Annotated in this window: 16 protein-coding genes and 1 riboswitch; of the genes, 8 read left to right on the forward strand and 8 right to left on the reverse strand. The window is 63.5% G+C overall.

What is annotated here, in order from left to right; translation table 11 throughout:
- Positions 1-162: 162 nt before the first annotated feature.
- Positions 163-1656 (forward strand): acetyl-CoA hydrolase/transferase family protein, encoded by a 1494-nt coding sequence (locus ACWGPT_RS15545; protein ID WP_452606602.1) that lies wholly within the window; start codon positions 163-165, stop codon positions 1654-1656.
- Between the two features lie 30 nt (positions 1657-1686).
- On the opposite strand, the gene thiD is transcribed toward ACWGPT_RS15545, so the two are convergent.
- The 7 genes from thiD to ACWGPT_RS15580 form a co-directional block, all read right to left on the reverse strand.
- Positions 1687-2502: a bifunctional hydroxymethylpyrimidine kinase/phosphomethylpyrimidine kinase gene (gene thiD, locus ACWGPT_RS15550; RefSeq protein ID WP_452606523.1), complete on the reverse strand. Its 816-nt coding sequence runs from the start codon at positions 2500-2502 to the stop codon at positions 1687-1689.
- Complete coding sequence (gene thiE, locus ACWGPT_RS15555) at positions 2499-3134, reverse strand: thiamine phosphate synthase (RefSeq protein WP_452606524.1); 636 nt, start codon at positions 3132-3134, stop codon at positions 2499-2501. The genes thiD and thiE overlap by 4 nt, the downstream gene beginning before the upstream one ends.
- Entirely contained in the window at positions 3131-3937 is an 807-nt protein-coding gene (gene thiM / locus ACWGPT_RS15560) for a hydroxyethylthiazole kinase (RefSeq protein ID WP_452606525.1), read from the reverse strand. Before thiM ends, thiE begins: the two co-directional genes overlap by 4 nt.
- 39 nt (positions 3938-3976) lie before the next feature.
- Positions 3977-4071, reverse strand: a riboswitch (TPP riboswitch).
- A gap of 78 nt (positions 4072-4149) precedes the next feature.
- A complete protein-coding gene (locus ACWGPT_RS15565; RefSeq protein ID WP_452606526.1) occupies positions 4150-5835 on the reverse strand; it encodes a glycoside hydrolase family 13 protein in 1686 nt (561 codons plus the stop codon).
- A 134-nt stretch (positions 5836-5969) separates the two neighbouring features.
- Entirely contained in the window at positions 5970-6752 is a 783-nt protein-coding gene (locus tag ACWGPT_RS15570) for an SDR family oxidoreductase (protein WP_452606527.1), read from the reverse strand.
- Positions 6753-6820: 68 nt separating this feature from the next.
- On the reverse strand, positions 6821-7228 hold the full coding sequence (locus ACWGPT_RS15575) for an HD domain-containing protein (RefSeq protein ID WP_452606528.1): 408 nt from the start codon (positions 7226-7228) through the stop codon (positions 6821-6823).
- Positions 7225-7599, reverse strand: coding sequence for a GFA family protein (locus ACWGPT_RS15580; RefSeq protein WP_452606529.1), 375 nt, complete (start codon positions 7597-7599; stop codon positions 7225-7227). The genes ACWGPT_RS15575 and ACWGPT_RS15580 overlap by 4 nt, the downstream gene beginning before the upstream one ends.
- 214 nt (positions 7600-7813) lie before the next feature.
- Between ACWGPT_RS15580 and ACWGPT_RS15585 the strand changes: the two genes are divergently transcribed.
- The 5 genes from ACWGPT_RS15585 (at position 7814) to ACWGPT_RS15605 (ending at position 11367) form a co-directional block, all read left to right on the forward strand.
- Positions 7814-8800: a 1-phosphofructokinase family hexose kinase gene (locus tag ACWGPT_RS15585; RefSeq protein WP_452606530.1), complete on the forward strand. Its 987-nt coding sequence runs from the start codon at positions 7814-7816 to the stop codon at positions 8798-8800.
- A gap of 55 nt (positions 8801-8855) precedes the next feature.
- A complete protein-coding gene (locus ACWGPT_RS15590) occupies positions 8856-9014 on the forward strand; it encodes a YqaE/Pmp3 family membrane protein (protein ID WP_452606531.1) in 159 nt (52 codons plus the stop codon).
- Positions 9015-9123: 109 nt separating this feature from the next.
- Positions 9124-9900 (forward strand): DUF1194 domain-containing protein, encoded by a 777-nt coding sequence (locus ACWGPT_RS15595; RefSeq protein WP_452606532.1) that lies wholly within the window; start codon positions 9124-9126, stop codon positions 9898-9900.
- Between the two features lie 164 nt (positions 9901-10064).
- The gene (locus ACWGPT_RS15600; protein ID WP_452606533.1) at positions 10065-10949 is read left to right on the forward strand and encodes a TIGR02587 family membrane protein; all 885 of its coding nucleotides are present in this window, start codon (positions 10065-10067) and stop codon (positions 10947-10949) included.
- A 7-nt stretch (positions 10950-10956) separates the two neighbouring features.
- The gene (locus ACWGPT_RS15605; protein ID WP_452606534.1) at positions 10957-11367 is read left to right on the forward strand and encodes a TIGR02588 family protein; all 411 of its coding nucleotides are present in this window, start codon (positions 10957-10959) and stop codon (positions 11365-11367) included.
- A 4-nt stretch (positions 11368-11371) separates the two neighbouring features.
- On the opposite strand, the gene pobA is transcribed toward ACWGPT_RS15605, so the two are convergent.
- Positions 11372-12541, reverse strand: a complete 1170-nt coding sequence (gene pobA, locus ACWGPT_RS15610; RefSeq protein WP_452606535.1) for a 4-hydroxybenzoate 3-monooxygenase — start codon at positions 12539-12541, stop codon at positions 11372-11374.
- A gap of 117 nt (positions 12542-12658) precedes the next feature.
- Between pobA and ACWGPT_RS15615 the strand changes: the two genes are divergently transcribed.
- Both ACWGPT_RS15615 and ACWGPT_RS15620 read left to right on the forward strand, forming a co-directional pair.
- A complete protein-coding gene (locus ACWGPT_RS15615) occupies positions 12659-13525 on the forward strand; it encodes a helix-turn-helix domain-containing protein (RefSeq protein WP_452606603.1) in 867 nt (288 codons plus the stop codon).
- A 94-nt stretch (positions 13526-13619) separates the two neighbouring features.
- Positions 13620-13958: a hypothetical protein gene (locus ACWGPT_RS15620; protein WP_452606536.1), complete on the forward strand. Its 339-nt coding sequence runs from the start codon at positions 13620-13622 to the stop codon at positions 13956-13958.
- The last annotated feature ends 1 nt before the right edge of the window (position 13959 follow it).

Genomic DNA, 13959 nt, shown 5'->3' on the forward strand with positions numbered 1-13959 from the left:
CCCGGGTGCGAGGCTGCGCGGCGGCTGACACGGACTTGACATTTCTCAATGTTTGCAGGTTTGCATTCGCATATTGTGCGCGCCGACGCAGGCAGCGTTTGCCTGCCTGAACGGCTGCCCGGCCCCTGATCAGATGGCCTGATGCAATCGAAGGATGAGAAGATGATCGCCGACCGTATTCGTCGCCCTGCCCTGTTTGAGAAGATCGTTTCGGCCGAGGAAGCCGCAGCCCTGATAGGGGATGGAATGATCGTCGGCATGAGCGGGTTCACGCGCGCGGGCGATGCCAAGGCGGTGCCGGTCGCAATGGCGGAACGTGCCCGCACGGACCCGTTCAAGATCACGCTGATCACCGGCGCATCGCTCGGCCACGATGTCGACAGGATGCTAACGGAGGCGAAGGTTCTTGCCCGCCGCATGCCGTTCCAGGCCGACCGCACCCTCCGCGCCGCGATAAACCGCGGGGAGGTCATGTTCATCGACCAGCACCTTTCGGAAACGGTCGAGCACTTGCGTTCGAACCAGCTCGGCCCGATCGACTACGCGATCGTTGAAGCCGCGGCGATTACCGAGGAAGGAAATATCGTTCCTTCGACTTCGGTCGGAAATTCCGCGAGTTTCGCGGTGCTTGCCAAGAAGATCATCGTCGAGATCAATCTCAGCCAGCCCCTCGAGCTCGAGGGGCTGCATGACATCTACTTCCCCGGCAAGCGGCCGACCCGGGTGCCGATTCCGGTCGTGACGTGCGACAGCCGCGTCGGCTTCCCCTATGTGCCGATCAATCCCGACAAGATCGCCGCAATCGTGGTGACCGAGGTGAAGGACAGCGCGTCGACCGTCGAGCCGCAGGATGCCGATACCAGTGCCATCGCGTCGCACCTCATCCGTCTGTTCGAGCACGAGGTTCAAAAGGGGCGGCTTGACCTTACCCTGCAGCCCTTGCAGGCGGGCATCGGGACCATCGCGAACTCGGTGCTGAGCGGTCTTGCCGACGGCCCGTTCCATCATTTGCGCATGTACAGCGAAGTCCTCCAGGACAGCACGTTCGACCTTTTCGACGCCGGCAAGCTTGCCTTCGCCTCCGGGTCGTCGATCACCCTTTCCGACGCCTGCGCCGACAGGGTCTTCTCCGATCTCCCTAAGTACAAGGAGCGGCTGGTACTCCGGCCGCAGGAGATCAGCAATCACCCGGAAGTCATCCGCAGGCTGGGGGTGATCGGCATCAATACCGCACTGGAGGTCGACATCTACGGCAACGTGAACTCGACCCATGTCAACGGCACGCACATGATGAACGGAATCGGCGGGTCTGGCGATTTTGCGCGCAATGCCTACCTGTCGATCTTCGTGACCAAATCGCTGGCCAAGGGCGGCAAGCTGTCTTCGATCGTCCCGATGGTGCCGCATGTCGATCACAACGAGCATGACGTCGACATCATCGTCACCGAAAACGGACTGGCGGACCTGCGCGAACTGGCCCCTCGCGAACGGGCCCTGGAGATCATCCGGACCTGCGCTCACCCGGATTTCCGGGACGCGTTGACGAGCTATTTCGAGCGCGCCTGCGCAAGGGGAGGGCACACGCCGCATCTCCTCGAGGAGGCGCTCTCCTGGCACGTCCGTTCCCAGGCGACCGGGACGATGCACGAAAGCTAGTCACATGGCGCACCGCGGCCCGCCCGATCCCTATCCGACGGGATCGGTTCGACCGGTGTTGTGGAAATGATGCACGGGGCCGTGGCCCGATCCGACATCGAGTTCCCCCGATCGGGCGATTGCCGTTGCGAGATACCGTTTGGCGGTGCTGACAGCCGCAGCGACGGCATTGCCCTTTCCGAGTTCCGCGGCAATCGCGCTCGAGAGCGTGCATCCCGTTCCATGGGTGTTGCTGGTCCTCACCCGGCTTCCCTCGAACCATGTCGGTCCGCTATGCTCCGCAAGGACGTCAGGACTTTCATCGCCCGGCAGATGCCCCCCCTTCACCAGCACGGCCCCCGCCCCGAACGCTCTCAACGCCTCGGCCTGCGCCACCATCGCGTTGCGGTCCCGCGCCTCCGGTTCTCCCAAAAGGGCGGCGGCCTCGGGAAGGTTCGGGGTGAGGACGGTCGCAAGCGGCAGGAGACGGTCCCTGAGCGCTGCAATCGCCTCGTCCGCAAGAAGGGAGGCGCCGCCCTTGGCGATCATGACCGGATCGAGGACGATCGGGATATCCGGATGCCGGGACAGGATGTCCGCCAGCGTTTCGGCGATCCCGGCATCGGCGATCATGCCGATCTTCACGGCATCGACCCGAATATCGTCAAGAACCGTACGGACCTGATCGGCCACGAATGCGGCAGGGACGACGTGAACCCCGTAGACGCCTTTCGTGTTCTGGGCAGTCAGCGCCGTCACGGCCGCCATTCCGTAGGTGTCGCGTGCCGCGAAGGTCTTGAGATCGGCCTGTATTCCGGCGCCCCCGGACGGGTCGGAGCCGGCGATGGAGAGAATGTTGGCGATCATGATCTCGCTCTCCTTATTTCCGCAAGCAGTTCGCGGGTGGCGCCGAGCGGGTCGGGCGTGCCGCACACTGCGGAGACGACCGCCACGCCGGACGCACCTGCCGCCAAGACCGAAGCGACATGGTCCTTTTTCAGCCCCCCGATCGCGACCGCCGGAACCGGAGAAGCCGCGACGATAGCGGCAAGGCCCTCCGGGCCGATTGGCTGCTTGTGGTCGGGCTTGGTGGCCGTGGCGAAGACCGGGCCGACACCGATATAATCGACGAGGGAAGGATCGACCCCGCGCGCCAGTTCTTTTGTCTCGACCGAGAGGCCAAGGATCAGCCGGTTTCCGATGGCAGCACGCGCCGCCGCCGTCGCCATGTCCGACTGCCCCACGTGCACGCCTTCTGCGCCAATCTCCAGGGCCGCCTCCACATCGTCATTGACCATCAGGGGCACTCCCGATCCGGCCATTGCGGCCCGGACCGATTTTCCGGCAGCGACCAGGCCGCGGCGGTCGGCGTGCTTGTCCCTGAGCTGAATCATGGTTGCGCCGCCTTCGACGGCGAGTCGGGCGGTCTCGGCCATGCCGACGGCGCGGCAGAGGTCAGGATCGAGAATGACGTAGAGCGAGAGATCAAAGTTCTTCATTCCGTGCGTATCCTTGCTTCCGCCTGGAGCCTCAGCGGGCCAATGGCCGAGAGGGCATCGAGGAACAGCGGCGGGAAAGAGCCGGGTCCTTGCGCCGGATGGCCGGCATCCTCGCCGCAGACCGCAAAAAGCGCCATGGCGGCGACGGTTGCTTCCAACGGCCGGTCCGGGGCGATGGCGGCGAAGGCTCCGGTGAGGCAGGTCAGGGCGCAGCCGAACGCCGTGACCTTGGGCATGATTTCCGAGCCTCCCTCGATCCAAATCCGGCGATCGCCGTCGGTGACCATGTCGCTCTCGCCGGTGACGGCGACGATGCAGGAGTGCCGCCGAGCAAGCTCGACTGCCGCGGATGCCGCCGCGATGCTGCTGTCGCCGCTGTCGGCGCCCTGACCCCTGCTCTCGAAGCCCGCGAGGGCGAGGATTTCCGAGGCATTCCCGCGGATAACCGTCGGTTCGAGTTCCAGAAGCTCTCCTGTCACGCGGCGTCGGAAACTCGTGGCATAGTGGGCGACCGGATCGAATATCCAGGGCTTTCCCATGGCCTTCGCCGCGCCGGCCGCACCTTTCATCCCGGGCACGCCCGCCGCCCGCAGGGTGCCGATATTGATCGTCACGGCGGCCGCGATCCCGGCGAACTCGGCAGCCTCTTCCTCGGCGCTGACCATGGCCGGCGACGCGCCGGCGGCGAGTAGGACGTTCGCGGCTATATTCATCGCGACGTCGTTTGTAATGCACTGGACAAGGGGATTGGTCGCGCGCAACGCCTCCAGCATCGTCCCGCAACTGGACGGAAAATCTGTCATGAGATCGCCCTTTCTTCATCCAGCAAGGGCAAGGCAGGGGCATCTCCACCCGCGACTCCCTCCGCCAGCATGATCTGGTTCAGGTTCAAAGGGTACTTCTCAGCCCGCTTCAGCGGACGCCCCCGTCTCCACCAGACTTAGGAAGAAATAGGGCGCTTGTCATCCTCAAACTGCCGACGCAATGCCGGAGCAAACGGAGCCGTTCCGGGCTGCTAAGGCGCGAGGCGGGACGACAGGAGCGCAAAGGCCTCGTACGGTTGGAGGCTCATAGTCGACCCTACTTCCTCCATCGGCGCATAGTTGCTGATCAGGCAGCGACCTCGCCGGCGCAATTCGTCCGGGAGCGTGACCTCGACCTCGCGCGGGGCGAAACTCGCGACGACCAGAAGCTCCTCGTCCTCCAGCGTCCGCGTATAGACGAACACATCCGGATGCTGATCCAGCCAGGCCTGATAGCGCCCGTAGACAATCACGGGATGCTGCTTGCGAAGACGGGTAAGGGCCCGGTAGTGCGCCCAGATGGAGCGATCGTCGGATATCTGGCTCGCGGCATTCAGGGTCGCATAGTTCGGATTGACCTCAATCCAGGGAGCGCCGGTCGTGAACCCGCCATTGGGATCGGCGCTCCACTGCATGGGCGTGCGCGCGTTGTCACGGGCGCTTTCGTTTGCGCCGCGGATGAAGTCTTCCGCGGGAAGCCCTGCCTCCAGATGCAGGCGATACAGGTTGAGTGTCTCGATATCCTTGTAATGGTCGATGGAGGCGAAGGCGGCATTGGTCATGCCGATCTCTTCGCCCTGGTAGATGAACGGCGTGCCCTTCATGAGATGCAGCACGGTGGCGAGCATCTTGGCCGATTCCACGTGGTAGCCCGTGGAATTGCCGTACCGCGAGACGGCGCGTGGCAGGTCGTGGTTGCCCCAGAACAGGGAGTTCCATCCGTCTTCCGAAAGCGCGTGCTGCCATTTGCCGAAAACCGCCTTCAGCTTGACGAGGTCTATCGGCTTCGGCCGCCACTTTCCCATCACTTCGTCCCAGCTCTGGGTCACATGCTCGAACTGGAACACCATGGAGAGTTCGCGACGGTTCCTTCCCGAATAGAGCAGGGCAGAATCCGGCGTCGCGCTCCAGGCCTCGCCGACCGTCAGAATGTCCCGCTGCCCGAACGTCTCGCGGTTCATTTCCTGAAGGTAATCATGGAGGTGCGGGCCGTCGGCGGTAATGCCCGCATCGACATCCTTGCCGATGAGATCGATCACGTCCATCCGGAAGCCGGCAATGCCCCGATCCAGCCACCAGTTCATCATCCGGTAGATTTCAGACCTCACCTCGGGGTTCTTCCAGTTGAGGTCCGGCTGTCTCTTCGAAAACAGATGCAGGTAGTATTCGCCGGTCTCCGGGCAGAGTGTCCATGCGGAACCTCCAAAGGAAGACGTCAGGTCGTTGGGCGGACCGCCGTCCGGCGCCGGTGGCCGCCAGATGTAGTAGTCGCGCAGTCGGTTTTCCCGCGAACTGCGCGCATCGATGAACCATGGGTGCTCCTCGGACGTGTGGTTGACCACGAGATCGAGGAGGATCCCGATGCCCCGCTGGCGCGCCTCCGCGACGAGCCTGTCAAAGTCTGCAAGAGTACCGAATTCGGGTGCGATAGCCTGATAGTCAGCGATGTCGTAGCCATTGTCGTCCATCGGCGACTTGTAGATCGGCGAAAGCCAGAGGACCGTAACGCCGAGGGACTGCAGGTAGTCGAGGCGGCTGATGATGCCGGGAAGGTCGCCGACCCCGTCTCCGTTGCTGTCGCAGAAACTGCGCGGATAGATCTGGTAGACAGTTGCGGCATGCCACCATTTTCGCTCGGGGATCGGTAGGTTTTGCGGCCTGGCGGCAAGCTCGGTCATGCGCGGCTCCGATATCGGGATCACGATCGCCAACGCAAGATGAGCGGAGCGGTTCCCGTCGTTTGAACGCAAGGCCGATCAAGAAACGTTTCCCGCCCGGGGTTGGCAATCATCGAGAATGCGGCGCGCCGCACTTACCGCAGGAGACCCTGGCCGCCATCGACGTAGATCGGCACGCCCGTCACATGCCGGGCCCTGTGCGATGCGAGGAAGAGGATCACATCGGCGACGTCCATGGCGGCGCCGGGCGCGCCCTCCGTCAACGGTATGTCGCCTTCGGGCCACTCGACTGGAACGGCCGTCTCGTCGGCATCGCGGATGCTGGTGTTGTCGTCGATCTCCGTGGAGATCTTCCCCGGGCAGACCGCGTTGATCCGGATCTTGTGCCTTCCGAGTTCCAGTGCCAGCTGCTTCGTCATGGCCACCTGTGCCGCCTTGGTGGCGGAATAGGCGGTGGCCCCCGGCGAACTAAACGTCCGATTGCCGTTGATGGAGGAAACGATGATGATCGATCCGCCGCCATGGGCCTTCATGACCGGCACGGTCGTGTGAAGCGTCAGATATGTGCCGCGCAGGTTCACCGCGATCGTCTGGTCCCATTCCTCGGGCTTCAGTGTGTCGATGGGCGCCCATACCCCGTTGATGCCGGCATTGGCGACGACGATGTCCACCCGGCCGAATGCCTCGATCATGCGGGAGACCGCCTCGTTCATCTGCGCCTCGTCGGCGACATCCGCCTCCAGCACGATCGCCTCCCCACCCCTCGCGGTGATTTCAGCGGCCGCCACTTCCAGATCCCGGCGCGTATGTCCGAGCAGGGCGACCTTTGCTCCATGGGCGGCAAGCGTCACCGCCGATGCCCGGCCGATGCCCGATCCGGCACCGGTTACCAGTGCCACACGCGATTGCAGTTCCATGTCGTCCATCCCTTCGTCTCGTTCGGCCGCAGACAAGGCGGCGATGCCGGCTGCCGGCCCATCTGCCGTCACTCTTCGAGGAGCCGAAGCCCGATGCGATATTTCTCGCCATCGCCTCCGGTGCGCTCCGTAACCGCCAGGTTGTCGCGGAGATCCGCCAGCTTGACGGCCTTCGCCAATGGATTTGCGCCGGCTCTCATGACCAGTTCTTCGTACGATTCCCCGCCTTGCCTGGTCAGGGCGTCAACGGCGGCAAGGACCGCGGGCGCAAAGCCCTCGCTTCGCAATCGGTTGACCGTCCATTCGGGTGCGTTTTCAGGCAGGTCGTGCAACCAGGCCACGGTCACCGCATCCTCGCCGAAGACGGAAGCGGCAACCCGGCGCACATGATCGATCATCGGCTCCCCGGTCCGCTTCATCTCGCCGGCATGAGCCTCCTCCGCGATCTCCCGGGCACGCGACGCACCGGCGATCATTCGCGGTCCTCAAGGAACTGTTCGGTATCCTGGACGGGCGGGAGCCAGTTCTCGCGGCGCTTGATCCAAAGCTCGTAGGTCGGTTCAAGGTCGGTAGGCGCCATGTCGAGAGATCCGACGCGAATTTCCACCTCTTCCTCTCCCGGGTTGAACATCCGGGAGCCGCAAGCCCGGCAGAAGCCCCGTCCATGGAAGAGACCGATATCTCCGGAGCTTTCGAAAGCATGTGCAGGCCAGATCGCGAAGGTGACAAAGCTGGAACCGCTCTCCTTCCGGCAGTCGGCGCAGTGACAGAGACCGACCCGGAGCGGCGGCCCCTTCACGGTGTAGGCGACGTCGCCGCAAAGGCAGCGTCCGGACCGGATTATCATTCAGCCCTCCCTTGATTACTCCGCCCGATCGGGGGCGTCTGGTAGTTCGAAGCGTGGTGGCCATTGAACGGAGCGAGAGGCGGTTCGTTCCGCATCGAGGCGGATGGAACGGGCGAGGCATCTTGGCGACGGGCATGTGGCATTCTAAATGGCTAGGCCAGCACGACCCTCTACGGACGTCGACTGGACTGAACCGACGAAAGGCTCCGGGACAATGACCTCAATCCTCTGCGTGGCGCTCAATCCGTCGCTCGACATCGCCAACGAGGCAGCGAGAGTGGTCCCGACCAAGAAGATCAGGACGCGCAACCAGAGCCAGAGCATCGGCGGCGGGGGCGTGAACGTTGCACGGGTTCTTGCCGAAATGGGGGATACCTGCGACCTCCTGGTCCTGGAGGGCGGCGCGAGCGGCAAGATATTCCTGGAGGCGGCGAGAAGCCTCCAGGTGAAGCTCCATACCATCGAGATCGCCGGCATGACCCGGATCGCATTCATGGTGAAGGACCTGAAGACCGGGGACGAATTCCGCTTCGTTCCAGAAGGCCCGATCGTTTCCCCCGCGGAATCCGAACAGGTCTATCGTTTCCTGGATGGTGGGCGCTGGGACTACGTAGTGTTGAGTGGAGGCATCCCCCGCGGGATGCCCCAGGATTCTTACGCCTCGATGGTGCGCCAACTGGCGGGCAGGAATACCAGGATCATCCTGGATGCGTCCGGCCCCGCGCTTGCGGCAGCGCTGGACGCCGGCGGGCTTTACCTGATCAAGCCCAGCCTCGACGAGCTGGAGGATATCGTCGGGCGCAGCCTGGGCGCCGAGGAGGCCGTCCTCGCATGCCAGGATCTTGTCGCGCGAGGCTCGGTCCAGCATGTCGCCTTGTCCCTGGCGCGCGAGGGCGCCGTGCTGGTCAATGCGGACGGTTATCTCAAGCTCCCCTCCTTCCAGGTGAGGGTTGGCTCGACGGTCGGCGCGGGCGACAGTTTCGTCGGCGGTATGCTGTGGGCGCTGATCCATGACTACCCTGTCCGAGACGCATTCCGGTTCGGCATCGCCGCCGGTGCCGCAACGGTGATGCGGGAAGGGAGCGAGCTGTGCCGCCGGGAGGATGTGCTGGCGCTCTATCGATACGGGGCCGATGCCCTGGATTCTGAGGGAATGATCAGAAGGATGGAAGACGAGCAGCCGGATCCGAATTTCACATGAACCTCGGTCCGTCGATTGCGTTGTGCAGGCGCTCAACAGCAATCCGGAGCCGACCTTGGACATCATTCGCATTCTGCTCGCCTTCCTTCTGCCGCCGCTCGGGGTTTTCCTCCAGGTCGGTCTCGGCCTGCATTTCTGGCTAAACATCCTCCTGACACTGTTCGGATGGCTCCCCGGTATCGTTCACGCCCTCTGGGTCATTCTCCGCAAGTAGTTATCCGCGGGGCAAGTCCTCACCCATTTTTGAACGATTGCCGTCCTGCCGGCGTCGCGGCCCCGGCATCCTGTGTTACTCTTCGGCTAAACGCAGGATCGGAGCCGCCATGCTTGCCACGCTTGCGATGCTTTTATCTCTCTCCGGCGCGGTCGGCGGGCCGCCTGTTGCCCAAGGTGACGGCGGGGAGGTCGATGTCGAACTGTTGCTGGCGGTAGATGTCTCCCGCTCCATGGATTTCGAGGAGGTCCGCATACAGCGCGAAGGCTATGTCGCGGCGATCCGGCACCCGGATTTCATCAACGCCGTTCGCGACGGACTGCTCGGGCGGATTGCGATCAGCTACTTCGAATGGGCCGGCGTCGTCGATCCCGCCTCGCGCATCGACTGGACGGTGATCGAAACGCCGGAGGACGCCCGTGCATTCGCCGAACTTCTCCAGGAACGTCCGATCATAACCAGCAGGCGGACGTCGATTTCCGCAGCGATCGAGGAAGGTACGGCCACCCTTCTCTCCAACCGGTATGCGGGAATGCGCCGTGTCATCGATGTCTCGGGTGACGGGGCAAACAATGTCGGGCTGCCGGTAGCCCTCGTCCGGGACAGGGCGGTCGAGGCAGGCGTCGTCATAAACGGGCTTGCAATCATGCTGCGTCCCTCCACCGCCGTCCCCCTCGATGAATACTATGCGGACTGCGTCATTGGCGGGCCCGGTTCCTTCGTCCTGCCGGTCCATAGGATCGAGGATTTCACGGCTGCTATCCGACGCAAGCTGGTCCTGGAAATCAGCAACCGTGCTCCACAGCCGGCGCCTGTTCGGATCAACGATCAACAGACGGATTGCCTGATCGGCGAACGTCAGTGGCAGAACCTCTTCGACCGCTAGCAAGCGCGCATCTTCCTCAATCCGAAAGTAGCCCGGGAATGCTTGATCTCGGGCGGCGCCGTTCTAGCTATGTTGCCGCGATCCGTCGGCACGCGGGTCCGCCACGTCGTCGTGGAATAACCCGCTGCGGATACCGCGGCGAGGAGCCTGGGGGAGCAGCGAATTTGGCAGCAAGGGTGCAAGGAGAGGCGGGGCAGGATCGACGCCTGACGCAGCGGTTCCTGGTCGGGATCGGCCGCGGCGGTGCCGGGGCACTCATCTTCGGCATCCCGATGCTCATGACGATGGAGCTCTGGGCTCTCGGCTTCACCATCGAGCGATACCGCCTGCTGCTGCTTCTCCTGATCAATATACCGCTGCTCGTCGTTCTGTCGCATCGTATCGGCTTCGAGAAGACCTCCACGTGGCGGGAGGCTTCCCGCGATGCGATGATCGCGTACGCGATCGGCATCGTGATGAGCGCCCTCGTCCTGCTTGTCTTCGGAAGTATCAAGCTTGACATGCCGGTGAACGAAATACTGGGCAAGATCGCCATCCAGGCGGTGCCTGCCAGTATCGGCGCCCTTCTCGGGCGGTCCCAGTTCGGCGGGGAGGAGGACGGGGATGCCGACGAGCAGGCCGGTGGGCAGGAGGACAACGAGGAACACGAGTTCAGCACGAGCTACGCGCGCGAACTGTTCATGATGGCCATCGGTGCGCTGTTTCTCAGCCTCAACGTGGCGCCGACCGAGGAAGTCATCCTGATCGCCTTCAAGATGACCCCGTGGCACGCGCTTGCCATGATCGTTGCATCCGTCCTGATCATGCACGGTTTCGTCTATGCCGTAGCCTTCCGCGGTACGCATGAACTGACGGAGGATACGCCACGCTCCCATGCATTCATCCGCTTCACGCTACCGGGATACATGGTGGCGCTCGGCATCAGCTTCTATGTTCTGTGGACATTCGGACGGCTGGACGACACCGCCGGCACGCAAGCCCTGATGTCTGCAATCGTCCTCAGCTTCCCGGGCGCGGTCGGTGCCGCCGCCGCACGGCTCATCCTATAGGGTCTCGATGACGAAAAGCGTCAGGAACCGTCACCTCGAAACAAGCAAAGCCCACTGGGTCGAATGGGCGACGGGCTTGGTTTCCCTGCTTCTCGTGCTCGGCATGATCGTCTGGATCGCCGTCGAGGCGATGACGCAGGAGGATGTGCCGCCGAGTTTTGACGTGGCGGTGACGGGGGTTGCCCCCGTCGAAGGCGGCTTCCGCCTTGAGTTCGATATCCTCAATCAGGGCACGACGACCGCTGCGGGTGTGCTGGTGCGCGGGGAGGTCGTTCAGGCACAGCAGGTCATCGACACGGCGGAGGTCACGCTCGATTACGTCCCTGCGCGCTCGAAGGCGAGCGGTGGCCTCTTCCTCCTGCAGGACCCGTCACGGCAAGAACTGCGGCTGCGTGCCGTCGGTTATGCCGATCCGTGACCGCTTAGTAGGGCAGGCCCACATAGTTTTCAGCCAATGCCGTCGACGCGGCAGTCGAATGAACCAGATAGTCCAGCTCGGCTTCCTGGACGCGTTGCTCGAAGCCTCCCGTGCCGGGAAAGCGGTGTAGCATCATCGTCATCGACCAGGAGAAGCGTTCGGCCTTCCAGACCCGCTTCAGCGCCCGGAGCGAATAGGCATCGATGCCCGACGGCGCGCCGTCGAGATAGTATTCCCGCAGGCCGTCGAAGAGGTAGTGGACGTCGCTCGCCGCGAGGTTGAGGCCCTTCGCGCCCGTGGGAGGGACGATATGGGCGGCATCCCCCACGAGGAACAATCGACCGAAGCGCATCGGCTCGGCAACGAATGAGCGCAGAGGGGCGACGGACTTCTCGAAGGACGGGCCCGTGACCATCGCCTCCGCATGCACGGCGGGCAGGCGCGCGCGCAGCTCGTCGAAGAAGCGTTCGTCGCTCCAGTCCTCCGGCCGTTCGTCGAGCGAGCATTGGATGTAATACCGGCTGCGGGTCGGGGAGCGCATGGAGCACAGCGCGAAGCCTCGGGGGTGGTTCGCATAGATCAGTTCTTCGCTGACAGGCGGGACGTCCGCGAGGATGCCCAGCCAGCCGAAGGGATAGACCTTCTCAAACGTCTGAAGGGCCGATTGCGGCACAGATTTCCGGCTGATTCCGTGAAAGCCGTCGCATCCGGCGATGAAATCGCAGTCCAGCCGGTGGCTGACGCCATCCTTTTCATAGGTCACGTACGGGCGCTCGCCGTCGAAGTCGAAGGGTGTGACGTTCGTGGCCTCATAGACCGAAACGGCGCCGCTCGCATCCCGCTTGTCCATCAGGTCGTGGGTGACTTCGGTCTGGCCGTAGACCATCACGCGCTTGCCGGTCAGGGCGTGCAGGTCGATCCGGTGATCCCGTCCATCGAATGCGAGGGAAATCCCGTCATGAGGAAGGCCTTCGCGATGCATGCGGGCACCGGCGCCCGCCTGGTCCAGAAGGGCGACCATGCCCTCTTCCAGAACGCCGGCGCGGACCCGACCGAGCACATAGTCCCTGCTTACCCGCTCGAGGATGACATTGTCGATGCCGGCGTCGGTGAGCAGCTGACCGAGCAAAAGGCCGGACGGACCTGATCCGATAATGGCTACCTGTGTGCGCACGATGTCCTCCGTCATCCAAGGGCTGGAAGCTAGCGTCCCGGGCACTCCCGAGAAATGGACATTCCCGTCAACCTATGGGACAAAACGAACATTGCCGGAGGCGCCGACTTGAAGAGCATGTTCGTTCCCACTTACGAGCTTTACGGCGAGAAGCGCCATTCAGGCTCCGATTTCTGGGTTCATTGCGAGACGATCGCTGCGAGAAGCAGGGCGCACCATTGGGAGATCAAGCCGCACAGGCATGAGAGCTTCTTTCAGTTCCTGTACATTCGGACCGGGTCCGGGGATGCGGACATAGCCGGCGAGCGGATAATGCTCACGCCTCCATGCGTGGTGCTCATGCCACCGGGCGTCAGCCACGGATATCGCTTTTCAAGGGACATAGAAGGCTTCGTCGTGACGGTCGTCGCCGACCGGCTGCCGATCACCTCGCGCTCGCCGCAGGACCGCGGAGGCTTGCCCTCCGGCCCCCGCGTTACGCTCATCGACGACGGGGAGAGGTTCTACCTGGATGCGACGGTTCGCAGGATCGCCGAGGAATTCGACACGAACCGCGGCCAGCGACGCAGTCTCATGGAAGCGCTGCTCACCACCGCCATCCTGTTGAGCGGAAGTCCGACCCGGCCCGAAAGAGACGTGCGGGACGCGAAGCAGGCGCGGGTGGAGGCGCTCACCAACCTCATTGCCACGCATTTTCGCGAGCAATGGACGGCGGAGGACTATGCCCGCCATCTCCACCTGTCGGTGACGCATCTCAATCGCGTGGTTCGCGAGGTCACGGGACAGACCGTCCATGACCTCGTCATGACCCGCGTGGTGGATGAGGCGAGCCGGGCGCTCGTCTTCACGCCGACCAGCGTCAAGCAGATCGCCGGCAGTCTCGGCTTTTCCGATCCGGGATATTTTTCGCGATGGTTTCGAAAGCGTACCGGCCGAACCCCGGCACAGTTCCGGTCCGAGGAGCGGGCGAGACTGGATCGGTGACGCAGGGATGGCGGGGCCTTCGTCGGTCGCGCCAGCCGGAACAAAGCGCGCCTCCGGGGATTGGACCCCTTTGTGGACACAAGGGAGAAGAGGCATGCAGGAGCATCTCACGCAGGCGAGCTATCCGGGTGAGATCGACATCGAGGGCGATCGCGCCCCGGTCACCTACAAGATCAAGGCAACGAAGGAGGATGACGGGGCAATTCGTGTCGGCCTGAGCCTGACTGCACCCCGCGACTGGCTGCTGAAGCACGGCTTTCGCAAGGAGGCGGTCTTGCGCCGGAAGGAAGGGGAGCCTGTTGCGGTTCATTTCGAGGAGACGCTGACCGTGGCCGACAACATCGCCGTGACGCTTTACGCGGACGAGTTCGTGTACGGCAGCATGGACGAAATGACCCGGACATTTCCCGAGCTTGCCTCTACCCCGGGATGAC

This window comes from Pseudorhizobium sp. NPDC055634, assembly GCF_053618655.1.